Genomic DNA, 22,749 nt, shown 5'->3' on the forward strand with positions numbered 1-22,749 from the left:
ACGCAGAACGCAGTGGGGTCCGGGGCCTGCCATTTCCCGGTCCGCCACTTCAGGCGCGGCATCGCCTACCTGGTCGTCCAACAATGGGCCCAGGCCGCCTTAGTGACCGTTCTGTACACCGCTGCGGCGCAATCCATGCGCTCGTGCGCCTCTGAGGACGTGTCCGCTCCTCCGAAGGGCTTATTGAGCCATGTCCGAATTCACCCCTGAGAACGATGTCCTGCGCGCGGAGTCCGCTCCGGCCGCCGACATCGACGAGACTTTCGCGATCGTCGACGAGAACGACGACATCGACGACGCCACTGCCGACAACGCTGACAATGACACCGACGACGAGGCCTTCGACCTCGCCGACGACGAGCACACCGCCGGCCTGGACGACGCTGAAGACGACGACGAGACCGACGACGCCGACGAGGACACCGAGGCCGACGACACCGTCGCGGCCGAGTCCGAGGCGCCGGCGTTCAGCGAACTGGGCCTGCCCGAGGAACTGGTGAAGAAGCTCGCCGAGAACGGCGTGCACTCCACCTTCCCGATCCAGGCCGCGACCATCCCGGACGCCCTGGCCGGCCGGCACGTGCTGGGCAAGGCCCGCACCGGCTCCGGCAAGACGCTGGCCTTCGGGCTGGCGGCGCTGGCCAACCTGAAGGGCAAGCGGGCCCGCAAGGGCAAGCCGCTGGCCCTGGTGCTGGTCCCGACCCGGGAACTGGCGATGCAGGTCACCGACGCGTTGCAGCCGTACGGCTTCGCCGTGGGCGCCGACATCGCCGCGGTCTACGGCGGCGCGCCGATGTACAAGCAGGTGTTCGCGCTGCGCCGCGGCGTGGAGCTGCTGGTGGCCACCCCGGGCCGGCTCACCGACCTGATCGAGCAGGGGGAATGCGACCTGTCCGAGGTCGAGATCGCCATCTTGGACGAGGCCGACCAGATGGCCGACATGGGCTTCATGCCGATCGTCACCGAGCTGCTGTCCCAGACCGACCCGGCCGGGCAGCGGCTGCTGTTCAGCGCCACCCTGGACGGCGCCGTCGACGAGCTGGTGCGCCAGTACCTGACCGACCCGGTCCTGCACTCGGTGACCCAGGACGACGAGGACTCCTCGCAGATGGACCACCACCTGCTGATCGTCGAGCCGGCGGACAAGGCCCTGGTCACCGCCGAGATCGCGGCCCGGCACACGCCGGGCGACGACGACGGCCGGCGCACCATCCTGTTCGCCCGCACCAAGCTGGGCGCCGACCGCATCGCCGAGAAGATCCGCGAGGCCGGAGTCAGCGCCCTGGCCCTGCACGGCGGCATGACCCAGCGGGCCCGCACCAAGACCCTGGCCGACTTCAAGGACGGCCGGGTCCCGGTCCTGGTCGCCACCGACGTCGCCGCCCGCGGCATCCACGTCGACGGCATCGACCTGGTCCTGCACGTCGACCCGGCCGGCGACCCGAAGGACTACCTGCACCGCGCCGGCCGCACCGCCCGGGCCGGCGAGAGCGGCACCGTGGTCACCCTGGTCCTGCCCAAGCAGCGCAAGGCGACGCAGCGCCTGCTCCAGTCGGCCGGCGTCGACGCCGAACTCACCAAGGTGGCGCCGAGCTCGGAGACCCTGCGCGAGCTGACCGGCGGCCGCCCGGTGGCCGAGTACGTCGCCGAGGCGGACGCCTACCACGCCGCCCGCCGCGCGGCCCGCGAGAGCCGCATGACCGACGACCGGCGCGACGGACGCGCGGGCCGGGACGGCTTCCGCGGCGGCCGCGAGGGCTTCGGCGGCCGCGACAACCGCGACGGCGCACGCCAGGACCGCGACCGCTTCGACCGCAACCACCGCGGCGGACGCTTCGAGGACCGCGACAACCGCGGCCCCGGCAGCCGCGACCGCGCCGGCTTCAACGGCGGCGAGCGGCGTCCCTTCGCCGACCGCGAGCGGACCGGGTTCGGTGACCGCGAGGGCCGCGGCCAGGGCCGCACGTTCGACCGCAACGGATCGCAGGGCCGCAGCTTCGACCGCGACAACCGGGACAACCGCGGCAGCTTCGGCGACCGGGGCGCCGGCCGCTCCTTCGAGCGCAACGGCTCGCAGGGCGGCTTCGACCGCGACCGCACCGACCGCGGCGAGAGCCGCACGTTCGACCGCAACAGCAACGGCTCGGGCCGCAGCTTCGACCGCGACAACCGCGGCGGCTACGGCAATCGGGACAACCGCGGCGGCTCCGAAGGCCGCAGCGGCGGCTTCACCGGCGAGCGTCGCAACTTCAGCGACCGGGACAACCGGGGCGGCTCGGAGAACCGCGGCGGCTTCAACGGCGGCGGCTCCGAGAACCGCGGCGGCGGCTTCAACGGCGGCGAGCGTCGCTCGTTCGACCGCAACAGCTCGCAGGGCCGCGGCGACAACCGCGGCGGCTACGGCAACCGCGAGGGCCGCTCCTTCGACCGCAACAGCAACGGCTCGGGCCGCAACTTCGACCGGGACAGCCGTGACAGCCGTGATAACCGCGGCAGCTTCGGCAACCGGGACAGCCGCGGCGGCTCCGAAGGCCGCAGCGCTGGCTTCACCGGCGAGCGTCGCAGCTTCGACCGCGACAACCGCACCCCGGACCGCAACAGCAGCTACGGCCAGCGCCGCAACTTCAGCGACCGCGACAACCGCAACGCCGGCGGCACCAACGACCGTCCGCAGAACCGCAACTTCGGCGACCGCCGCGGCAACGACCGCGGCGACGGCTTCACTCCGCGCGCCGGCTTCGACGGCCCCCGCCGCCACACCGACCGCGACAACCGCACCAGCACGGACCGCCCGACCGAGCGCCGCGAATTCGGCGAGCGCACCGCCTTCGGCCGCCCCCGCGGCGGCTACAGCAACGACCAGCAGCGGGACAACCGCCCGCCGCGCGACCGCCGCTGGTAGTCGCTGAGCACTGCTGAGCACTGAGAAGGGGACCGCGCCTTGGGCGCGGTCCCCTTTGGGCTTTCGGGGTTCGGGGTCTGGGGTCCGGGGTCAACGAGCGCGAATGCGGTAGCGATACAGATGAGAGGTAACCGGGCAGCCACCAGCCATCCTTGGTCTGGCCCTTGCTCCGACCTGCTTTACGGCTACAACCACCGCGACAAAGCCACAGGGGCCCCGCCCGTAGGCGAGACCCCTGCAACCTGTGACAAGCAACCAGCAAAACCCCAACCAAACACAAAACCCACTCAGTGGTGCCCGTGCCCGGCCTCGATCTCCTTGTACTCCTCGACCGTCGTCTCGACATGGTCGGAGAACATCGCCTCCGAAGCCTTGGCCCGCAGCTTGAGCGCCCGGTTCCCCGGCCGCTCAACCCCGTTCTCATCCGTGGCGGGCCCGAGCTCCAGCGGCTTCTGCACCTCGTGCGCGGTCAGCCGGTAGCGCTCGCCCGCCGACAGCGGCTCGTGGACCTCGGTGAACTCGCCCTCCAGCGAGACCTTGATGATGCCGGTCTCGCGTCCGTGCAGCACCTTGTCCTTGTCCCGCCGCTGCAACCCGAGCGCGATGCGCTTGGTGCACCAGAAGGCGATGACCGGACCCAGGAAGATCAGCACCCGGAAGGTCCAGGTCAGCGCCTCCACCGAGAGATGGAAGTGGGTCGCGATCAGGTCGTTGCCGCCGGCCAGCCACAGCACGCCGTAGAACGTGATGCCGCCGACGCCGAACGCGGTGCGGGTCGGGCGGTTGCGCGGGCGGTCCAGGATGTGGTGCTCGCGCTTGTCGCCGGTGATCCACTGCTCCAGGAACGGCCAGACCGCCAGCGCCGTGAACAGGATGCCCGGCACGATCAGCGAGGGGATCAGCACGTTGAAGGACAGCGTGTGGCCCCAGATGTTCCACTCCCAGTTCGGCATCATTCGAAGGGAGCCTTCGAGGAAGCCGATATACCAGTCTGGTTGGGAACCCGCGCTGATCTGGTCGGGTGTGTATGGACCGTAGGCCCAGATCGGGTTGATCTGCACCAGGCCCGCCAGCAGGAAGACCACACCGAAGATCACGAACATGAACCCGCCGGCCTTGGCGGTGTACACCGGCAGCAGCGGCAGGCCGACCACGTTGTCGTTGGTCTTGCCCGGCCCGGCCCACTGCGTGTGCTTCTGGACGAACACCAGGATCAGGTGCGCGGTGACCAGGCCGACGATCAGCGCCGGGATCAGCAGCACGTGGATGGTGAACAGCCGCGGGATGAAGTCGTGGCCGGGGAAGTTCCCGCCGAACAGGAAGTACGACACGTACGTGCCGACGATCGGGATCGACAGGATGACGCCGGAGGCGATGCGCAGACCGGTACCGGACAGCAGGTCGTCCGGCAGCGAGTAGCCCGCGAAGCCCTCCAGCAGGCCCAGCACCATCAGCGTGAAGCCGATCAGCCAGTTGATCTCGCGGGGCTTGCGGAACGCACCGGTGAAGAAGATGCGCAGCATGTGCACCATGATCGCCATGATGAAGATCAGGGCGGCCCAGTGGTGCACCTGGCGCATCAGCAGACCGGCGCGCACATCGAAGCTGATGTTCAGCGTCGAGGCGTAGGCCTGCGACATCGAGACGCCGTCCAGCGGCAGGTACGAGCCGTGGTACTCGACCTCGCCCATGCTCGGGTTGAACCACAGCGTCAGGAACACGCCCGAGAGCAGGATCAGGATGAACGAGAACAGCGCGATCTCGCCGAGCAGGAAGCTCCAGTGGTCCGGGAAGACCTTCCGGATCAGGTTCTTCGAGCCCTTGTAGATCCCGAGCCGCTCGTCCGCCCAGCTGGAGACCGGGTCGGTTTTGACGTCGTCGTACTGGCCTGCGGCCCCGGCGCCCGGGGCGGTCGTGGCGCTCATCCGCGCTCCCAGAAGCTCGGGCCGACGGGCTCCCGGAAGTCGCTCACGGCGACCAGGTTGCCGTCGGCGTCGACCGTGATCGGCAGCTGCGGCAGCGACCGCGCGGCCGGGCCGAAGATGACCTTCCCGTCATCGGACAGGTCGAAGGTCGACTGGTGGCACGGGCACAGCATGTGGTGCGTCTGCTGCTCGTACAGCGCCACCGGGCAACCCACGTGGGTGCAGATCTTGGAGAACGCCATGACGCCGTCCACCGACCAGTCCCACTGCTTCTTCTTCTGCGCCTCAGAACCCTTCAGCGCTTCCTGCGGCAACCGGACGACCAGCACCGCGGCCTTGGCCAGGTTGTCGATCCGCTCGTCCGGGTCGTCGTTCAGGTTCGCCGGGTTGGCCAGCGCCAGCGTGCCGACGGTGACGTCCGAGACCCTCAGCGGCTGCCCGGTGTTCGGGTTCACCAGCTTCATGCCCGGCGCCCACAGCGTGTGCCGCAGGGCGTCCTTCGGCATCGGCCCCAGGTCGCGCAGCAGCCACACGGCCGGCAGCGGCAGCACCATCATCGCGGTCAGCAGCGAGCGCCGGATCAGCGGGTACTTGGTGAAGCCGGAGTCCGCGACACCCTGCTTGAACTCCGAGACCGCGAACGCGGTGGACTCGGGGTCCGACTTCATCGGGTGCCGCTCCTGGACCAGGTCCACGTCGGTCATCAGGGTCCGGGCCCAGTGGATCGCGCCGCAGCCCAGGGCCAGGAACGCGAAGCCCAGGCACAGGCCCAGGGCCAGGTTGTTCATGTTCACCGTGCCCAGGCCGGTGAACCTGTGCACCTTGGTGTTGGGCACGAACGTGTAGCAGACCATCGACCCGATCACGCCGACGACGGCGATCATGAACAGCAGGGCGACCTGCCGCTCGGCGCGCTTGGCGGCCCTGGGGTCGAGGTCGGTGACCCGGGGCCGGTGCGCCGGCAGCCCGGGGTCCTGGAAGGGGTCCTCCGCCACGGTCGTCACTGCGCCGTGGCCGGCCCCACCGGTGTTCTCAGGCAGGTGGTCCGTTTCCATGTCCCGATCAGTCATTGTCGGAGGCGTCCTTCCCGGTGGTCGCCTCGAAGTGGGCGACGCGGGCGCGGGACGCCTTGGTGGTGTGCGCGCCGATCCAGCAGGCGAACACGATCAGCAGGCCGAGCACGATCGTCCAGACGAACAGGCCCTCGGAGACCGGGCCGATCGAGCCCAGGTCCAGACCGCCGGGGTTGGACCCGGTCCGGGTCTGCACCAGGTAGGCGATGATGTCCTTCTTGTCCTGCGGGGACATCACGTTGTCGTTGAAGATCGGCATGTTCTGCGGGCCGGTGAGCATGGCCTCGTAGATGTGCTTCGTCGACGTCTCACGCAGCGAGGGCGCGAACTTGCCGTCGGTCAGCGCACCGCCGGCCCCGGCCACGTTGTGGCACTGGGAGCAGTTGGTCCGGAACAGCACCCCGCCGTTGGACACGCTGGCGGCGTCGTTCGGGTCACCGTTGTACAGCGAGGGGTCCGGGATGTCCGGGCCCGCGCCGAGCGCACCGATGTACGCGGCCATCGCGTCGATCTGGTCCTGGGTGAAGATCGGCGGCTTGCTCGGGACCTGCGGGCCGATCTGCATGGCGGGCATGCGGCCGGTGCCGACCTGGAAGTCGACCGCGGCGGCGCCGACTCCGATCAGCGACGGTCCCGAGCCCTGCACGCCCTGACCGTTCATGTTGTGGCATGACGAGCACGAGGACTGGAAGAGCTTCTGACCCTCTACAAGCTGCTCCGGCGTGGCGGCGACGGAGGCCGACGCCTTCGCCGAGGAGGAGCCCAGGGTGGCGTATGTCGCGCCGATGACACCCAGCGCGAGGAAGAGGACGACGAACGCGGCCAGCGGATGGCGCCGTCGTGCCGAAAGCGTGTTCACGACAGAGGATTCCTTACCGATTCCACTGATCCGACTTACTTCATGATGTAGATGACGAAGAACAGGCCGATCCACACCACGTCGACGAAGTGCCAGTAGTAGGACACGACGATCGCGGAGGTGGCCTGGTCGTGGGTGAAGCGCTTGGCGAGATAGGTCCGCCCCAGCACCAACAGGAACGCGAGCAAGCCGCCGGTGACGTGCAGCCCGTGGAACCCGGTGGTGAGGTAGAACACGGACGTCCAGGCGTTGGCGCCGATCGTCAGGTTCTCCTTGACCAGGGCCGAGTACTCCCAGATCTGCCCGGAGACGAAGACCGCGCCCATGATGAACGTCAGGATGAACCAGGCCCGCAGCTTCCGCACGTCCCCACGCTCGGCCGCGAACACGCCCATCTGGCAGGTCACCGAGGACAGCACCAGGATGGTGGTGTTCGGCACGGCCAGGGACATGTTCAGGTGCTTGGCCTGCTCCACGAAGTACTGCGACCCGTGCACTGAGCGGATCGTGAAGTACATCGCGAACAGCGCCGCGAAGAACATCAGTTCCGAGCTCAGCCAGACGATCGTTCCGACGCTGACCAGGTTCGGCCGGTTGGGCAGGCGGTGGGCCTGCCCCGCTTGAGTAGTTGCAGTTGCTGTCGCCACGGCCGCCATTATGTCGTCACCCCATGGCGGCTCCGCGCCGGGGGTGGGTATTAAGGAACCAGTGTCCTGTGTGTATGGGGCCGATCGAGTTAACGAAGGTCCGGATCAAGCAGTTCCCGGAAGGTTCCGAGCACACTCCGCACTCTCCGTACTCCCCACTCCGCACTCCCCGTGCTCCCCACTCCGCACTCCCTGTGCTCGCCGTACTCCTCCCCCCGGGCCGAGCGCGAACATCCGCCCCGGGCCGAGCGCGAAGATCGACGGCCTGACCGTCTGGAAGCCGGGCAAGCACGCCGAGTAAGCTCCACCCCATGAACGCTCCGAACATGGGACAACAAGGGGTGCAAGGCAACGCTGGGAGTGCCAGCGAGACCGCCATCAAAGTCCTCATCTATAGCGACGACTCCACCACCCGGGAGAAGGTCGTGCTGGCCCTCGGCCGCCGCGTGGCGCCGGACCTGCCGCCGATCAAGACCCACGAGTACGCGACCCCGCTCGCCGTGGTGAACGCCGTCGACAAGGGCGGCTTCGACATCCTGATCCTGGACGGCGAGGCGACCCCGGCCGGCGGCATGGGCGTGTGCCGGCAGCTCAAGGACGAGATCTACCGGTGCCCCCCGGTCCTGGTCCTCACCGGGCGGCCGCAGGACGGCTGGCTGGCCACCTGGTCCCGGGCCGAGGCGTGGACGCCGCACCCGATCGACCCGGTCGCGCTGGCAGACTCGGTCGCGGAGTTGGTCCGGGCCCGGCTCGCCAAGCGGGTCGCCGCGTAGGGTCTCCCTGTAGCGGGGCCGCAGACGCTCCTCTGATGACTCCTCTATAGAGATTCACCCCTTTGAGCGTTCCGTAGAAGCGGAGGCGAACCGCCGATGACCGAGCAGCCCGTGCAGCGCACCTGGCCCGAGCTCCTGTCGGCGGTTCTGCGCCGCACCGACCTGTCGGTCGACGACGCGGCCTGGGCCATGGACCGCGTGATGACCGGCGAGGCCACCCCGGCCCAGGTCGCCGGGCTGGCGGTGGCGCTGCGGGCCAAGGGCGAGACGGTCGACGAGATCGAGGGCTTCGTCCGTTCGATGTACTCGCACGCCCTGCTCATCGACGTCCCCGGCGCGACCGTGGACATCGTCGGCACCGGCGGCGACCGGGCGCACACCGTGAACATCTCCACCATGTCGGCCGTCGTCGTGGCCGGAGCCGGCGCCACGGTGGTCAAGCACGGCAACCGCGCGGCCTCGTCCTCCTCCGGCGCCGCGGACGTCCTGGAACGCCTCGGCGTCCGCCTGGACCTGGCCCCCGAGGCGGTCGCCCAGGTCGCCAAGGAAGCAGGCATCACCTTCTGCTTCGCCCCGGTCTTCCACGCCTCCCTGCGCCACGCCGGCGTCCCCCGCAAAGAACTGGCGATCCCGACCTTCTTCAACTTCCTCGGCCCGCTCACCAACCCGGCCCGCCCCCGCGCGGCAGCCGTCGGCGTCTTCGACGAGCGCATGGCCCCGATCGTGGCCGGCGTCTTCGCCCGCCGCGGCGTAGAGGCCCTGGTCTTCCGCGGCGACGACGGCCTGGACGAGATCTCCGTCGCGACCACCACCACCATCTGGACGGCCAGCGAAGGCGAAGTCCGCCGCGAGGTCTTCGACCCCCGCGACGTCGGCATCGCCTACTCCCCCATCAGCGCCCTGCGCGGCGCCGACCCGGAATTCAACGCGGCCGTGGCCCGCCGCCTCCTAGCCGGCGAACAAGGCGCGGTCCGGGACGCGGTCCTGCTGTCGTCCGCCGCGGCCCTGGCGGCCCTGGAGCCCACGCGCGAACCGGTGACGGCACGGCTGGCGGCCGGGCTGGACAAGGCCGCCGAGGCCATCGACTCGGGAGCCGCGGAGCGGGTGCTCGAGAAGTGGGTCGAGGTTTCGGAGCGGTTGATCAGGGAGCGGTAGCAGCTGGCGGCTGGCGGAGACGTCGGCTCGGCGGGTCGGCGGGGCGCGCGGTAACCGGATTGCCGCTTTCGGGTGATTTATCAGAACTCGAGGTCGGCCCAGGTGAGGCTGATCCGGAAAGGCCACTCGGTGTAGACGGCATCCCGGCTGACGCCGGCAGTCCACGCGGCTGCGAGTGTGTAGCGGGCCAGGTCTTCCACCAGGCGCCACTGTTCGATCGACTCGACCGCCGATTCGTCGGGCCGAAGCCGCACGATCCAGTAATGCCCGATCCCGGCCCGCGCGTACTGGGACATCTTCGATTCGAAGCCCGCTTCGGGGTTGTCGTGTCCGGTTTCGGTGGCTCGACTGGCCGGTGAGACGATCTCGACCGCCGGCACCACATCTCTCGCCCATAGTTCCGCCCCAGGTTCCAGGCAGCGGTAGACCAGCACGTCCGGCCGGCGCACCGTCGAACGCGGAACCTCCCAAAGCCGGGTGTCGAGGGCCTGGGCCACTCTCAGGCAAGGAAGGGCGCCGTCCTGAACCGCTCGCCTGGCTGCCATCGTGAGTGCCCTCGCCAGCCCGAGCGACGCACTCAGATGCCCGGGGCTTCCCGACTGCCGCAAGATCAAGCGGCCTCTGTCGAGCTCGTGGTCGCGGCAGAAGTCCTCTGGAGTGTGCTTCCACATCTCGCAGGTGACAGCGTCCAGCAGACCGGCCTTCTCCACCAGCTCGAAGGCAGCCCAGAGCTGTGGGGACACTGCGAGCTCGGCAGGCTCGACCGGTGGTTCGTGGCTCATGCCCCAAAGGCTGGCCACGCCCTCCGACAGAGCGTGGCCAGTCGATGACAATCGGCGACTACTGCCCCTGCACTCCGGCCGCGGAGCCGGCCAGCCACTGGCTCCAGCTCAGGTTCCAGTCGTCGAAGCCGGGGTTGGGGTTGGCGGTGACGTTCGGCTTGGTGTTCGCCGACTTCAGCACGTCCACCACGTCGCCCAGCTTCACGGTGCTGAAGAACCAGTTGGCGTCGTCCAGGCCCATGCCGATGCAGCCGTGGCTGCTGTTCACGCGGCCGAACTTGCCGTCGTTCCAGGGGGCGGCGTGCAGGAAGGTGCCGGAGTCGGTGATCTTGACGGCGGACTGGACCTTGAGGTCGTAGAAGTCCGAGGCGTCGGTGAAGTTCACTGAGGAGGAGGTCATCTGCAAGGTGGCGTCCTTCTCCAGGACCACCATCTTGCCGCTCCAGGTCGGGTGCTTGGGGACCTCGCCGGCGCTGACCGGGATGGTGCGCAGGACCTTGCCGTTCTTGGTCACCGTCATCTGGTCCTTCACCAGGTCCACGGTGCTGATCACCGCGTCGCCGATGGTGAAGCCGAAGTCCTTGGTGAACGAGCCGTAGGTGACGTCGCCGGCCTTCACGCCGTTCAGCCCCAGGTGCACCTGCACCTTGGTGCCGGACTGCCAGTAGCTCTGCGGGCGCCAGTCCGCCTCCGTGGCGCTGCGCCAGTTCCAGGCGCCGTCCACGTGCGGGGAGGTGGTGACGGTCATCGCCTTCTCGACCGCGGCCCGGTCCTTCACGTTCGGCGGGTTGGTGAAGTAGACCGCGATCGGCTGCCCGACGCCGACCGTGGTGCCGTCGTCCGGGGCGTAGTGGGACAGGCCGAGGCGCTTGTCCGGGGTCAGCGTCGTGAATTTGGACGTACTCGTCTTCTCCGCCCCAGAGGCGTCCTTAGCCTTCGCCACGACCGTGTAGCTACTGGAGATCGCCAACAGCCCGGTGGACGCCCAGGAGGCCCCGTCAGCGGCCAGAGCACCGTTCACAGCCTTACCCGAGGCGTCGGTGGCGGTCACGCTTTCCAGCTTGCCGCCGGCCGCGTTGATCTGGATGCCCTTGGCCGGATCGACGCCCTTGGCGCCGTCCGCCGGGCTGGCCGAGAGCGCCAGCGGCTGCGCGGAGGAGGAGGTCGCGCCGCCGGGGGTGGTGCCGGCTCCTGCGCCGCCGTTCGCGCCGCCGGAAGCCCCGGCCGCGCCGGACGAGGCCGTCTGCCCGTCCCCGACCGGCGCCACGGCGTCCTTGGAGCTCGACGAACCGCCGCCGCACGCCGACGTCATCAGCGCCACCGCCGCGGCGGCCGCCGTCAGCTGCCCCGCCCGACGCCATCGGCGCCGTCCGTCCGCGGAAACACCCTGCCCGAGGTGGTGTGCCACAAGACCCTCCCAGTCACTTCAACCCTTACCGCACTGCTTACATCTGGATAGACGCCGTTAGAGGCCCCCACGTTGCACATGATCTCAAGTAATCGCCGTCTCGTGACCCGAAAGGCCGCCGACCCACCCCGAAAGAGACTGAATCCGACATCTCGGTCAAGCTGCTGACGCCGATCCCGAGCCGCCGTAGTGTGGGCATCATGAGCGCTCAACCGTCCGACGCCGCCCCGCGCACCACGCCCCGGCTCACGACGCTGGAGCTCCCCCACACCCTGGCCGCCGTCCGCGCACATCTCACCGACGACGAGAAGGCCAGACTCTGCGAGCAGTTGGAGAACGGCGACGTCTTCCAGGTGTTCCGCAGGTGGTGGAACGTGGCGGCGTCCCGGGCCTCGCCGGCCCTGGCCGAGCACGTCAAGCTGCGCGCCCAGGGAGCCGCCGGTCCGACGGTGCCGCTCGGGGAGGTCGCCGCCCGCCTCGGCGTGGCCCTGTGACCGTGACCTCGGCTACGTGATCTCGGCTACGTGATCTCGACTAGGTGACCGCGACGACATGACCTCGACCCCGTACACGGTCGTCTTCGGCGAGCACGCGATGACGCAGGTCGCCCTGCTCCCCGAGGCGGACATCGGCTACGTCGTCGGCCACGTGGCCATCGGCCTGGGCCGCAACCCGCACCTGATCGGCGATCCGTGGATGAGCACCGACGCCCAGACCTGGTACACCCTCGACATCGGCCCGACCCTGCGCGTCGCCTACGTCGTGGACGACAAGCTCGAAGAGGTCGCGATCCTGGAAGTCCTCGTGGGCCATTCCTGACCGCGCGGACGCGGGGGTGCAGCAAAAGACTCAGAGCAAAAGGAGCTGGGCCCCGGATCACTCCGAGGCCCAGCTCCTCAAACAGTTCGCGCTACGGCGTCAGTGCTCGCCGCCGACCTCGCCGTACCGGTTGTTCTCCCGCCGGTAGTACTCGAACACGAGCCCGATCACGGAGTAGGCCCCGAACGGCACCGCCACCAGCAGCAGCCACCAGCCGAAGATGATCCCCATGAAGGCGATCGCCGCCGAGCCCGCGGTGTACAGCGGCCACCACGAATGCGGGGCGAAGAAGCCCAGCTCGCCGGCCATCTCCGAGATCTCCGCGTCGTCGCGGTCCTCCGGACGCGGCCCGATGCGGATCGCGGTGAAGTACAGGTAGAACCACACCAGCGCGCACAGGCCGAAGGCCATGGACAGGGCGGTGGTGCCGACCGTGTCCTTGGACAGCAGCCAGTAGACCGGGATGTCGATCATCAGGAAGATGGCGACGAACCCGAAGAGCTTGGCTTCGACCTTCACTTGGCACCGTCCTCGTCCTCAGTCGCCGACGGCTCCGACTGCGGCTCCGGCCGCGGCTTGGCCTTGGCCGGCGCGCCGACCGCGACCTTCTTCTTGCCGTGCCCCAGATCCAGGGCCGCGACCTCGGGGTGGTGCAGGTCGAAGGCCGGGGACTCGGAGCGGATGCGCGGCAGCGAGGTGAAGTTGTGCCGCGGTGGCGGACAGGACGTGGCCCACTCCAGGGAGCGGCCGTAGCCCCACGGGTCGTCCACCGTGACCTTCTTGCCGCGTTTGGCCGTGATGTACACGTTGTACAAGAAAGGCAGGGTCGAGGCTCCCAGGACGAACGAACCGATCGAGGAGATCGTGTTCAACGTCGTGAACCCGTCGCTGGACAAGTAGTCCGCGTACCGGCGGGGCATGCCCTCGGCGCCGAGCCAGTGCTGCACCAGGAAGGTGGTGTGGAAGCCGATGAACAGGATCCAGAAGTGGATCTTGCCCAGCCGCTCGTCCAGCATCTTGCCGGTGAACTTCGGCCACCAGAAGTAGAACCCGGCGTTCATCGCGAACACCACGGTGCCGAACAGCACGTAGTGGAAGTGCGCGACCACGAAGTACGAGTCCTGCACGTGGAAGTCGATCGGCGGGGAGGCCAGCAGCACGCCGGTCAGACCGCCGAACAGGAACGTCACCAGGAAGCCCACCGACCACAGCATCGGCGTGTCGAAGCTCAGCGAGCCGCGCCACATGGTGCCGATCCAGTCGAAGAACTTGATGCCGGTGGGCACCGCGATCAGGTACGACATGAAGGCGAAGAACGGCAGCATCACCGCGCCGGTGGTGAACATGTGGTGCGCCCACACCGTCACCGACAGGCCGGAGATCGACAGCGTCGCCATCACCAGCGTGTTGTAACCGAAGATCGGCTTGCGGCTGAAGACCGGGATCACCTCGGTGATGATCCCGAAGAATGGCAAGGCGACGATATACACCTCTGGATGTCCGAAGAACCAGAAGAGGTGTTGCCACAGCAATGCCCCGCCGTTGTCCGCCTCGAAGATCTGCGCGCCGAGCCGGCGATCTACCTCCAGCGCGAACAGCGCGGCGGCCAGCACCGGGAACGCCATCAGGACCAGCACCGCGGTCAGCAGGATGTTCCAGGTGAAGATCGGCATCCGGAACATCGTCATGCCCGGTGCGCGCATGCAGATGATGGTGGTGATGAAGTTGACGCCACCGAGGATGGTGCCGAAGCCGGACAGCGCCAGACCCATGATCCACATGTCCGCGCCGATGCCCGGGGAGTGGACCGCGTCGGTCAGCGGCGAGTAGGCGAACCAGCCGAAGTCCGCGGCGCCCTGCGGGGTGAGGAACCCGCCGACGGCGATCACCGAGCCGAACAGGAACAGCCAGTAGGCGAACATGTTCAGCCGCGGGAAGGCCACGTCCGGGGCGCCGATCTGCAGCGGCACGATGACGTTGGCGAACCCGATGAACAGCGGGGTGGCGAACATCAGCAGCATGATCGTGCCGTGCATGGTGAACGCCTGGTTGAACTGCTCCGTGGTCAGGAACTGAAGACCCGGGCGCGCCAGCTCGGCGCGCATCAGCAGGGCCAGCAGACCGCCGATGCCGAAGAAGCAGAACGACGTGATGAGGTACATGTACCCGATCACCTTGTGGTCGGTGGACGTCAGCCACTTCACCACGATGTTGCCGGGCTCACGGCGCTCGTACGGCGCGCTCACTGCGCGCGGTTCACTGATGGCCGTCACTTTTCTTTCCCTGTGGAGTCGTTGCCGACGCCGGTCAGCGGGCCGACCCGCAACGGCACGCCGTTGGTGTTGTAGCCCACCGGCAGCTGGCCCGTCTGGCCCTTGCCGGTCACCGGGTCGATCTTGTTCGCCAGGTCCTTCAGGTGCTGCTGGTAGTCGGCCGCGGAGACGACCTTGACGTAGAACAGCATCCGGGAGTGGTCGACGCCGCACAGTTCGGCACAGCGGCCGATGAACGTGCCCTCCTTGCTCGGGGTGAGCTCGAACTCGTTGATCCGGCCGGGCACGACGTCCAGCTTGAACAAGAAGTTCGGCACCCAGAAGGAGTGGATGACGTCGGTGGAGGTCAGCGTGAAGCGCACCCGCTCGTTCACCGGCAGCCACAGCACCGGCAGTTCGGCGGGCGTGCCGGCGTCGTAGACCGCCAGCTGGCCGGGGGTGTCCTGCTGGGTGACCGCGTCGTAGTTGTAGTTCCACGACCAGGACCACTGCCGGCCCACGACGTTCACCTTCACGTCGGGGTTCTTGTGCAGTTCCAGCAGCTTGGACTCGTCCTTGGCGGTGAAGAAGAACAACACCGCGATCATGATGAACGGGACGACCGTGAACAGCACTTCGATCGGCACGTTGTAGCGGGTCTGCGCCGGGATCTCGATGCCGGTGCGCTTGCGCCGGTAGAAGATGACGCACCACAGGATCAGGCCCCACACCAGGGCCCCGACGGCCAGGGCGGCGATCCACGAACCCTGCCACAGGTGCAGGATGATCGGCGCTTCCTTGGTGGCCGGAGCGGGAACTCCCAGCCGCTTAAATTGCCCGCTGTCGCAGCCGGTCGCGGTCATGGCGACCAGCCCGGCCACGGCGAGCACGCCGAGCTTGCCGCGCCGCGATCGCCGCGCCGGGGGTGTGCGCTGCGGCGACGGGTCGGAGCCGTGTGGACTCAAGGTTGCCTTCCCGAGGTTCAAGCCTTGACGGCAGGCACGCGGCGGACCCCGGGATCGCACCCGGTGTGCCCGCACGTCACGGCCCTGCCAGGGGCGGTGTCTTCTCTCTCGCGGCCAAACCCTACTCCAGCCCCAATTGCCTCTTGCGCGGAGGTCCCGGTTAACGCGTGTGGCGGGGTCGGGGGTCACACTTCCGGCCGAACTGACGGCGTTGATCTGATGAGGACAACAGTGTTGTGCCGGTGGTTCGGGGGCGAGCCGGTGGTGGTTCGGTGACGGATCGGCGGCGGGCCGGGTGCCGGTCGGGTACGGCGCGTGACGGCGCAGGGTCCGTATCGTCAAGGCCGTGACTCATTTCGACGCCGCCTCCGCCGAACCCCCGCACCCGGCCGCCCGCGCCGCGCTGCTGGCGGCCTTCGACGAGGGCTGGGCCGACCCCGCCCGGCTCTACCGGGCCGGACGCCAGGCCCGGCTGCTGCTGGACCAGTCCCGGGCCGCGGTCGCCGACGTGCTCGGATGCCGGGCCCGGGAAGTGACGTTCACCGCTTCGGGGACGGCCGCGATCCACTACGGGGTCGCCGGGGTCCTGGCCGGGCGGCGGCGGGTCGGGGACCGGCTGGTGGTGTCAGCGGTCGAGCACTCCGCGGTGTTGCACGCGGCGGAGCTGCACGCCGCCGAGCGGACCGACGCCGAGCGGCACGACACCGTGGCAATGGTCGGCGTGGACCGGCTGGGCCGGGTGGACGTCGAGGCCTTCGCGCGCGAGCTGGAGGTGCCCGGAACGGCCCTGGCCTGCTTGCAAGCCGCCAATCACGAGGTCGGCACGGTCCAGCCGCTGGCCCCGGTCTTCGAAGCCGCAAGTGCGGCCGGGGTGCCGCTGCTGGTGGACGCCGCCCAGGTGGTCGGCCGGCTGCCGGTGCCGCCGGAGTGGTCGGTGCTGTGTGCTTCGTCTCACAAGTGGGGCGGTCCGGCCGGGGTCGGGATCCTCGCCGTGCGCAAGGGGACGCGCTTCGCGCCGACGTGGGCCATCGACGAACACGAAGACGGCCGCGTCCCCGGCGCGGTGAACCTGCCCGGCATCGTCGCGGCCGCCGCCGCGCTGGTGGCGCGGGAGCAGGAACGCCAGGCCGAGGCGGTACGGCTGTGGGCCCTGACCGACCGGCTGCGGGCGGCGCTGCCGAGCGTCGCCGACGACATCGACGTGTTCGGCGACCCTGACGAGCGGCTGCCGAACCTCGTCGCCTTCTCCTGCCCGGCGGTGAACGCCGAGGCGCTGGTGCTGGATCTGGACGAGGCGGGGTTCGAGGTGTCGTCGGGGTCGGCGTGCACCTCTGACACCGTCACCCCGAGCCACGTGCTGGTCGCCATGGGCGCCGCGGATCGGGGGAACGTGCGGGTGTCGCTGCCGTTCGGCACGGCGGAGGAAGATGTGGAACGCTTCCTCGCCGTGCTGCCCGGCGTGTTGGAGAAGCTGCGCTGAGCGCGGCTCGCCGCGGTTGAGGGGGCTCAGGCCAAGGACCTCAGACCGCAAGGGCCAGATCGCCGGGCTCAGGCGGTCAGGCGGTCAGGCCGGCAGGCGCTCAGGCCGTCAGGCGCTCAGGCCGTCAGGCTCCGGGCGACCTCGCCGGCCGCGTCGTCGCCGTAGGCCACCGCGAACCGCTCCAGGAAGCGACCGCGCCGCAGGTCGTACTCCTGCGGGCCGACCGTCTCGATCACCAGCGTGGCCAGCAGGCAGCCGACCTGCGCCGCCAGCTCCTCGCCGGCGCCCCAGGACAGACCGGCGATGAAGCCGGCCCGGAAGGCGTCGCCGACGCCGGTCGGGTCGGCCTTCGTCTCCTCCTTGGCGGTGGCGACTTCGAGCACGTCCACGCCGCCGTCCGCGGTGCGCCGGGTGATCCGCACGCCCTGCGCGCCGAGCGTGACCACCCGGGCGCCGACCCGGCGCAGGATCTCCTCGGCGTCCCAGCCGGTCTTCTGCTCGATCAGCGCGGCCTCGTACTCGTTGGTGAACAGGTACCGGGCGCCGTCGACCAGCCGCTTGATGTCCTCCCCGGCCATCCGGGCCAGCTGCTGCGAGGGGTCGGCGGCGAACGGGATGCCGCGCTCCCGGCACTCCTCGGTGTGCCGCAGCATCGCCTCGGGGTCGTCGGCCCCGATCAGCACCAGGTCCAGGCCGCCGACCCGGGCGGCGATCGGGCCGATCTCGATCAGCCGGGCCTCGGCCATCGCGCCGGTGTAGAAGGAGGCGATCTGGTTGTGGTCGGCGTCCGTGGTGCAGACGAAGCGGGCCGTGTGCAGCAGCTCGCTGATGCGGACCGAGTCGCAGTCCACGTTGTTGCGCTCCAGCCAGGAGCGGTACTCGCCGAAGTCCTCGCCGGCGCTGCCGACCAGGATCGGGCGCAGGCCCAGCTTGCCCATCCCGAAGCAGATGTTCGGCGCCACCCCGCCGCGCCGGATCTCCAGCGAGTCGACCAGGAACGACAACGAAACGGTGTGGAGCTGCTCGGCCACCAGCTGCTCGGCGAAGCGGCCGGGGAAGCTCATCAGGTGGTCGGTCGCGATAGAACCGGTGACGGCGACGCGCACGGGGGACTCGATTCTGTTCGAGGAGGGTTTTCGGCTCGCGGGCACGGCAAAGGGGTGGGCCCGCGAACGGGCCCACCCACCGTGATAACCGCCGCCGCGGCCTTCACACAGATCGTGTGCGGCCCAGCGGGTTGAATCTGTCTAGCTGAAGCTGTCGCCGCAGGCACACGACGAACCCGCGTTCGGGTTGTCGATCGTGAAGCCCTGCTTCTCGATGGTGTCGACGAAGTCCACCTTCGCCCCGGCCAGGTACGGCGCGGACATCCGGTCGGTGACGACGTTCACCCCGTCGAACTCGGCGACGACGTCGCCGTCGAGCGCGCGGTCGTCGAAGTAGAGCTGATAGCGCAGACCCGAGCAGCCACCGGGCTGCACGGCGACGCGCAGCGACAGGTCGTCGCGGCCCTCCTGCTCCAGCAGCGACTTCACCTTGGAGGCCGCCTCAGCGGACAAGATGAGGCCCTGCGCGACAGTCGCCTCCTGCGAGGTCTCCGTCTGCACGGTCATATGCGTACTCCTTCATCTGGACACACCGGCGCCCCGTGGAGCGCGCCTGCACAACTGGGGGAACCACGCGCCGCCGGAAGCTATTCCTTCCCCATCGTCGCACAGGTCCCGAAGGGGCGAAACCGGCCCACCGGGCAGGTCCCCCTACGGCAGCGCCAGCATCTGCTCCAGCGCCACCCGGGCGAAGTGCGCCGTGTCGGCGTCCACTTCGATCACGTTCGGCACCCGGCCCTCGGCCAGCGCCTCCAGCGTCCAGACCAGGTGCGGGAGGTCGATGCGGTTCATCGTCGAGCAGTAGCAGACGCTCTTGTCCAGGAACACGATCTGCTTGTCCGGGTGCTCGGCGGCCAGCCGCTTGACCAGGTTCAGTTCCGTGCCGATGGCCCAGGCGCTGCCCGGCTCCGCCTCGTTCAGAAGGGCGATGATGCGCTCGGTGGAGCCGACGTGGTCGGCCTTCTCGACCACTTCGTGCCGGCACTCGGGGTGGACTAGGACGTTGACGCCCGGGACGCGCTCGCGCACCTCGTCGACGCACTCCGGGGTGAAGCGGCCGTGGACGGAGCAGTGGCCGCGCCACAGGATCATCTTGGCGTCGCGGAGCTGGTCGTCGGTCAGGCCCCCGTCGGGGCGGTGGGGGTTGTAGACCACGCAGTCGTCCAGGGACAGGCCCAGGTCGCGGACCGCGGTGTTGCGGCCGAGGTGCTGGTCGGGCAGGAACAGGACCTGCGTGCCCTTGGCGAAGGCCCATTCCAGGGCGCGCTCGGCGTTGGAGGAGGTGCAGATCGTGCCGCCGTGGCGGCCGGTGAAGGCCTTGATGTCGGCCGAGGAGTTCATATACGAGACCGGCACCACCTGTGAAGCGATACCCAGGTCCGCAAGCCGCTCCCAGCAGCGCTCCACCTGCTCGGCGGTGGCCATGTCGGCCATGGAACAGCCGGCGGCCAGGTCCGGCAGGATCACCTGCTGGGCGTCGGTGGTGAGGATGTCCGCCGACTCGGCCATGAAGTGGACGCCGCAGAAGACGATGAACTCGGCCTCGGGGCGGGCCGCCGCCTGCTGCGCCAGTTTGAAGCTGTCGCCGGTGACGTCGGCGAAGCCGATGACCTCGTCGCGCTGGTAGTGGTGGCCGAGGATGAAGAGCCGGTCGCCCAGCTTGGCCTTGGCCGCCGCGGCGCGGGCCACCAGGTCGGGGTCGGAGGCCTGGGGCAGCTCGCCTGGGCACTCCACGCCGCGCTCGCTGCGCGGGTCGGCACTGCGGCCGAGCAGGAGCAGGCTGACCGGCGTGGGTGCCGGCTCCTGGAAGGCCGGCGCCGGAACTGTGGTCGTGGTCATCCCGTTACCCCTTTTCGTCTATCTGACGTTAATAGATCATACCCTGATGTCAGTGTGACGAGAAGCGCCGCCGGACCGCCGTGGTGGACGTCACAACGCCGGCCCGCGGAAACCGATTACCATCCGGTGCGTGCACATCGTCATCGCCATGGACAAGTTCGCCGGAACGCTCACCGCCCCGGAGGCCGTGCGGGCCGTCACCGCCGGCTGGCTCCGGAGCTCGCCGGAGGATGAGGTGACCGGGGTCCCGATGTCGGACGGGGGGCCGGGGTTCCTCGACTCGATGAGCGACGCGTTCCAGGGCCGGGTCCGCTTCGCCGAGCAGCTGGCGACGGTCACCGGGCCGCTGGGGACCGAGGTCACCGGACGGTATCTGGTCGAGTCGGGGGGCGGGTCGACAGACGGGTCGGGAGACAAGTCGGGAGACGGGTCGGGAGACGGGTCGACAGGCGAAAAGCGCGCCACCGCCTACATCGAAGTAGCCGAAGCCTGCGGCCTGCACCTGGTCCCGGCCGACCAGCGCGACGCCAAGGCCGCGACCACCTACGGCGTCGGCGAGCTGATCGCCGCCGCCCTGGCCGACGGCGCGAAGCGGCTGGTCATCGGGCTCGGCGGCACCAGCACCACCGACGGCGGCGCCGGTCTGCTGGCCGCCCTCGGCGCCGAACCGGCCGAGGTCCTGCGGGCCGGCGGCGGGGCCCTGAAGAGCCTGCACGACCTGGACCTGACCGAGCCCCGCCGCCGCCTGGCCGGCATCGAGATCGTGATCGCCAGCGACGTCGACAACCCGCTACTCGGCCTGCGCGGCGCGGCAGCAGTCTTCGGCCCGCAGAAGGGCGCCACCGACGACGACGTCCAGCGCCTCGACGCCGCCCTCACCCACTTCGCCGAACTCGCCGGCGCCATCGGCCAGGAACCCGGCGCGATCCGCCGCACCCTGGACGCCCCCGGCGCCGGCGCGGGCGGCGGCCTCGGCTACGGGCTGATGCTCCTGGGCGGCCACCGCGTCCCCGGCATCGGCACCGTCATCGCCGAGACCGGCCTGGCCGACCTGATCGCCGGCGCGGACCTGGTCATCACCGGCGAGGGCCGCTTCGACCACAGCTCGCTGGGCGGCAAGGTCCCGACCGGCGTCGCGGAGGCGGCGCAGGCATCGGGGCGGCCGTGCATCGTGCTGGCCGGACTGGTCGAGGTGGGCAAGCGCGAGTTGGCCGCCGCCGGGTTCGCGGCTGCTTACGAGGTCGCCGAGCAGGCCGGGTCTGCGCAGGAGGCGATGGCTCGCGCGGAGTTCCATCTCACGGCGCTGGCTGAGCGGGTGGCTCGGAGTTGGTCTCGGGGGTAGGGGCGGCCGTGCATCGTGCTGGCCGGGCTGGTCGAGGTGGGCAAGCGCGAGCTGGCCGGGGTGGTCGAGGTGGGCAAGCGCGAGCTGGCCGCCGCCGGGTTCGCGGCTGCTTACGAGGTCGCCGAGCAGGCCAGGTCTGCGCAGGAGGCCATGGCTCGCGCGGAGTAGTTTCCGAGGCGAGGCCGAGAGTTTCCGAGGCCAAAAGTTCCCGAGGCGAGTTGCGGCTGGCTTGTGGGTTTTAAGGCTTTTTACGGCCTTCGGTCATAGTTGTGCCGGTTCGGGGTTCGGGTCGGTGAGTCGGCATGTCGGCTGCCAGTTCCCGCGTTCACAACCCCGCCGCACCTCAGGCCTCTTCCACTCCGGCAAGTCAGGACAAGGGCAAGATCAACGGCAAGAGCACAAGCAAGATCAAGGTCAAGAGCCATGGTGAAGAGCCGGCGCCTCCGGCGGGGGCTCTCGGCTCCCTCGGGGAACTGGCGCTGCTCCATAGGGTGGCCGGGTCAGGGCCCTGCGGCGGCGGTTTGTGAGGTGGTTGCGGTTCGTTCCCCTCGGTCGCGTCGTCAGCCCCAAGGGGTACAGCGCCGAACCCCGGGAGTAAAGTCCGCGCGCTTGCGGTCAGGCGTGCAGGTGGCGGCTGCGTACAGCGCGAACTTGACTCCCGAGAACCGGCACTGTAGGCAAAGCCCTGCCGACGCGACCGAGGGGAACGAACCGAAAACCGACCGGAGAAGTACAAAACTAGTGGTGCGGTACCGGCGACTCGGCGAGTCCGGCCGCCGGTCCAGACGCTGGCAATCCGACAGGGAACCGCCAGCTCACGCGCCGCGTCGAACCACCATGAGGCTCATGGTTCCGGTAGCCCTCGGTGCGGCGGGCGTGGCGGCGGTAGGCGGGATGGCGGTCGGGGTGCGGTATGCCCCGGACTATCCGGGCGGGCACTGGGCGACGGTCGCGACCCGTATGCCGACCGGGGCGCCGGTCTACGTCAAGCCCGAGTGCACGCTCACCTTGGGGAATGCCTTCGAGAGTGCCACGGGCTCGGCGCCTGTCCGGATTGGTCGCGGCGGGCCGATCCCGGCCGGCTTTACTCCGGTTCGTGCCGTGCGGTGTGGTGTGTATGGCGACAGCAGTTCAGAGACCGCGACCCAGTCCGAGGTTCGGGACCCGGGTGCGCTGAAAGCCATGGTGGCCGCCTATCGCACCACGCATGTCCGCGAGCACGTCGGCGACCAGCCGGTCTTCTGTCCGGCGATCGCCGAACTCGATCCGATCGTCGCCCTGGTGGACGCGCACGGTGTGGCGATCGTGCCAGGGGCCCCGCGTGACGCCTGCGACTTCATCGTCCCGGCCGTCATCAGTGCCACCCGGGACGCGGTGTGGACCGTCACCAAGTCGGTGACGGTCCACGGGTAGCTGTGCGTG

Annotated in this window: 21 protein-coding genes; 9 read left to right on the forward strand and 12 right to left on the reverse strand. The window is 69.4% G+C overall.

What is annotated here, in order from left to right:
* Positions 1-190 precede the first annotated feature (190 nt).
* Positions 191-2,902: a DEAD/DEAH box helicase gene (locus tag IZR01_RS22090; protein ID WP_194924965.1), complete on the forward strand. Its 2,712-nt coding sequence runs from the start codon at positions 191-193 to the stop codon at positions 2,900-2,902.
* A 287-nt stretch (positions 2,903-3,189) separates the two neighbouring features.
* Here IZR01_RS22090 and qcrB read toward each other — a convergent pair whose 3' ends face one another.
* The 4 genes from qcrB to ctaE are packed head-to-tail and all read right to left on the reverse strand — an operon-like array spanning position 3,190 to position 7,415.
* Complete coding sequence (qcrB, locus tag IZR01_RS22095; RefSeq protein ID WP_194893923.1) at positions 3,190-4,827, reverse strand: cytochrome bc1 complex cytochrome b subunit; 1,638 nt, start codon at positions 4,825-4,827, stop codon at positions 3,190-3,192.
* Complete coding sequence (qcrA, locus tag IZR01_RS22100) at positions 4,824-5,897, reverse strand: cytochrome bc1 complex Rieske iron-sulfur subunit (protein WP_194893922.1); 1,074 nt, start codon at positions 5,895-5,897, stop codon at positions 4,824-4,826. Before qcrA ends, qcrB begins: the two co-directional genes overlap by 4 nt.
* Positions 5,890-6,759, reverse strand: a complete 870-nt coding sequence (gene qcrC, locus IZR01_RS22105) for a cytochrome bc1 complex diheme cytochrome c subunit (protein ID WP_194893921.1) — start codon at positions 6,757-6,759, stop codon at positions 5,890-5,892. Before qcrC ends, qcrA begins: the two co-directional genes overlap by 8 nt.
* Positions 6,760-6,794: 35 nt before the next feature.
* Entirely contained in the window at positions 6,795-7,415 is a 621-nt protein-coding gene (ctaE, locus tag IZR01_RS22110; protein ID WP_194893920.1) for an aa3-type cytochrome oxidase subunit III, read from the reverse strand.
* Between the two features lie 302 nt (positions 7,416-7,717).
* On the opposite strand from ctaE, the gene IZR01_RS22115 reads away from it, so the two are divergent.
* Both IZR01_RS22115 and trpD read left to right on the forward strand, forming a co-directional pair.
* Positions 7,718-8,179 carry a DNA-binding transcriptional response regulator gene (locus tag IZR01_RS22115; protein WP_228554475.1) on the forward strand — a complete coding sequence of 154 codons (462 nt, stop codon included), beginning with the start codon at positions 7,718-7,720 and terminating at the stop codon, positions 8,177-8,179.
* Positions 8,180-8,275: 96 nt separating this feature from the next.
* The gene (gene trpD, locus IZR01_RS22120; RefSeq protein ID WP_194924966.1) at positions 8,276-9,334 is read left to right on the forward strand and encodes an anthranilate phosphoribosyltransferase; all 1,059 of its coding nucleotides are present in this window, start codon (positions 8,276-8,278) and stop codon (positions 9,332-9,334) included.
* Between the two features lie 80 nt (positions 9,335-9,414).
* On the opposite strand, the gene IZR01_RS22125 is transcribed toward trpD, so the two are convergent.
* Positions 9,415-10,044, reverse strand: a complete 630-nt coding sequence (locus IZR01_RS22125; protein ID WP_194924967.1) for a Uma2 family endonuclease — start codon at positions 10,042-10,044, stop codon at positions 9,415-9,417.
* Between the two features lie 130 nt (positions 10,045-10,174).
* Entirely contained in the window at positions 10,175-11,524 is a 1,350-nt protein-coding gene (locus tag IZR01_RS22130) for a L,D-transpeptidase (protein ID WP_194893917.1), read from the reverse strand.
* Positions 11,525-11,724: 200 nt separating this feature from the next.
* Here IZR01_RS22130 and IZR01_RS22135 point away from each other — a divergent pair, with 200 nt between their 5' ends.
* Both IZR01_RS22135 and IZR01_RS22140 read left to right on the forward strand, forming a co-directional pair.
* Positions 11,725-12,018, forward strand: coding sequence for a hypothetical protein (locus IZR01_RS22135; protein WP_194893916.1), 294 nt, complete (start codon positions 11,725-11,727; stop codon positions 12,016-12,018).
* 58 nt (positions 12,019-12,076) lie between these two features.
* On the forward strand, positions 12,077-12,343 hold the full coding sequence (locus tag IZR01_RS22140) for a hypothetical protein (protein WP_194893915.1): 267 nt from the start codon (positions 12,077-12,079) through the stop codon (positions 12,341-12,343).
* A gap of 99 nt (positions 12,344-12,442) precedes the next feature.
* Here IZR01_RS22140 and IZR01_RS22145 read toward each other — a convergent pair whose 3' ends face one another.
* Genes IZR01_RS22145 through ctaC form a run of 3 tightly spaced genes read right to left on the reverse strand, consistent with a single transcriptional unit; the run spans position 12,443 to position 15,560 of the window.
* Positions 12,443-12,862, reverse strand: a complete 420-nt coding sequence (locus IZR01_RS22145) for a cytochrome c oxidase subunit 4 (RefSeq protein ID WP_194893914.1) — start codon at positions 12,860-12,862, stop codon at positions 12,443-12,445.
* The gene (ctaD, locus tag IZR01_RS22150; RefSeq protein ID WP_194893913.1) at positions 12,859-14,616 is read right to left on the reverse strand and encodes an aa3-type cytochrome oxidase subunit I; all 1,758 of its coding nucleotides are present in this window, start codon (positions 14,614-14,616) and stop codon (positions 12,859-12,861) included. Before ctaD ends, IZR01_RS22145 begins: the two co-directional genes overlap by 4 nt.
* Positions 14,613-15,560: an aa3-type cytochrome oxidase subunit II gene (ctaC, locus tag IZR01_RS22155; protein ID WP_228554474.1), complete on the reverse strand. Its 948-nt coding sequence runs from the start codon at positions 15,558-15,560 to the stop codon at positions 14,613-14,615. Before ctaC ends, ctaD begins: the two co-directional genes overlap by 4 nt.
* Positions 15,561-15,906: 346 nt before the next feature.
* On the opposite strand from ctaC, the gene IZR01_RS22160 reads away from it, so the two are divergent.
* Positions 15,907-17,040 carry a cysteine desulfurase family protein gene (locus IZR01_RS22160; RefSeq protein ID WP_194924968.1) on the forward strand — a complete coding sequence of 378 codons (1,134 nt, stop codon included), beginning with the start codon at positions 15,907-15,909 and terminating at the stop codon, positions 17,038-17,040.
* Between the two features lie 116 nt (positions 17,041-17,156).
* Here the strand turns inward: IZR01_RS22160 and IZR01_RS22165 are convergent, their stop codons facing one another.
* The 3 genes from IZR01_RS22165 to nadA form a co-directional block, all read right to left on the reverse strand.
* On the reverse strand, positions 17,157-18,146 hold the full coding sequence (locus IZR01_RS22165; RefSeq protein ID WP_194893911.1) for a carbohydrate kinase family protein: 990 nt from the start codon (positions 18,144-18,146) through the stop codon (positions 17,157-17,159).
* 141 nt (positions 18,147-18,287) lie between these two features.
* Positions 18,288-18,653 carry an iron-sulfur cluster insertion protein ErpA gene (erpA, locus tag IZR01_RS22170; RefSeq protein ID WP_194893910.1) on the reverse strand — a complete coding sequence of 122 codons (366 nt, stop codon included), beginning with the start codon at positions 18,651-18,653 and terminating at the stop codon, positions 18,288-18,290.
* Positions 18,654-18,797: 144 nt separating this feature from the next.
* Positions 18,798-19,985, reverse strand: coding sequence for a quinolinate synthase NadA (nadA, locus tag IZR01_RS22175; protein ID WP_194893909.1), 1,188 nt, complete (start codon positions 19,983-19,985; stop codon positions 18,798-18,800).
* 130 nt (positions 19,986-20,115) lie between these two features.
* On the opposite strand from nadA, the gene IZR01_RS22180 reads away from it, so the two are divergent.
* From IZR01_RS22180 to IZR01_RS22190, 3 genes are all read left to right on the forward strand, one after another.
* The gene (locus tag IZR01_RS22180) at positions 20,116-21,327 is read left to right on the forward strand and encodes a glycerate kinase family protein (protein ID WP_194924969.1); all 1,212 of its coding nucleotides are present in this window, start codon (positions 20,116-20,118) and stop codon (positions 21,325-21,327) included.
* Between the two features lie 15 nt (positions 21,328-21,342).
* A complete protein-coding gene (locus IZR01_RS22185) occupies positions 21,343-21,495 on the forward strand; it encodes a hypothetical protein (RefSeq protein ID WP_194893907.1) in 153 nt (50 codons plus the stop codon).
* A 678-nt stretch (positions 21,496-22,173) separates the two neighbouring features.
* On the forward strand, positions 22,174-22,740 hold the full coding sequence (locus IZR01_RS22190) for a hypothetical protein (RefSeq protein ID WP_194893906.1): 567 nt from the start codon (positions 22,174-22,176) through the stop codon (positions 22,738-22,740).
* The last annotated feature ends 9 nt before the right edge of the window (positions 22,741-22,749 follow it).

It is taken from the genome of Catenulispora pinisilvae, from assembly GCF_015356865.1.
GTDB lineage: Bacteria > Actinomycetota > Actinomycetes > Streptomycetales > Catenulisporaceae > Catenulispora > Catenulispora pinisilvae.

Excerpts from the sequence above, each read along its gene's own strand:
- IZR01_RS22090 (WP_194924965.1), top strand. The coding sequence starts at position 191 with ATGTCCGAATTCACCCCTGAGAACGATGTCCTGCGCGCGGAGTCCGCT.
- qcrB (WP_194893923.1), bottom strand. The coding sequence starts at position 4,827 with ATGAGCGCCACGACCGCCCCGGGCGCCGGGGCCGCAGGCCAGTACGAC.
- qcrA (WP_194893922.1), bottom strand. The coding sequence starts at position 5,897 with ATGACTGATCGGGACATGGAAACGGACCACCTGCCTGAGAACACCGGT.
- ctaE (WP_194893920.1), bottom strand. The coding sequence starts at position 7,415 with ATGGCGGCCGTGGCGACAGCAACTGCAACTACTCAAGCGGGGCAGGCC.
- IZR01_RS22115 (WP_228554475.1), top strand. The coding sequence starts at position 7,718 with ATGAACGCTCCGAACATGGGACAACAAGGGGTGCAAGGCAACGCTGGG.
- trpD (WP_194924966.1), top strand. The coding sequence starts at position 8,276 with ATGACCGAGCAGCCCGTGCAGCGCACCTGGCCCGAGCTCCTGTCGGCG.
- IZR01_RS22135 (WP_194893916.1), top strand. The coding sequence starts at position 11,725 with ATGAGCGCTCAACCGTCCGACGCCGCCCCGCGCACCACGCCCCGGCTC.
- IZR01_RS22140 (WP_194893915.1), top strand. The coding sequence starts at position 12,077 with ATGACCTCGACCCCGTACACGGTCGTCTTCGGCGAGCACGCGATGACG.
- erpA (WP_194893910.1), bottom strand. The coding sequence starts at position 18,653 with ATGACCGTGCAGACGGAGACCTCGCAGGAGGCGACTGTCGCGCAGGGC.
- nadA (WP_194893909.1), bottom strand. The coding sequence starts at position 19,985 with ATGACCACGACCACAGTTCCGGCGCCGGCCTTCCAGGAGCCGGCACCC.
- IZR01_RS22190 (WP_194893906.1), top strand. The coding sequence starts at position 22,174 with ATGGTTCCGGTAGCCCTCGGTGCGGCGGGCGTGGCGGCGGTAGGCGGG.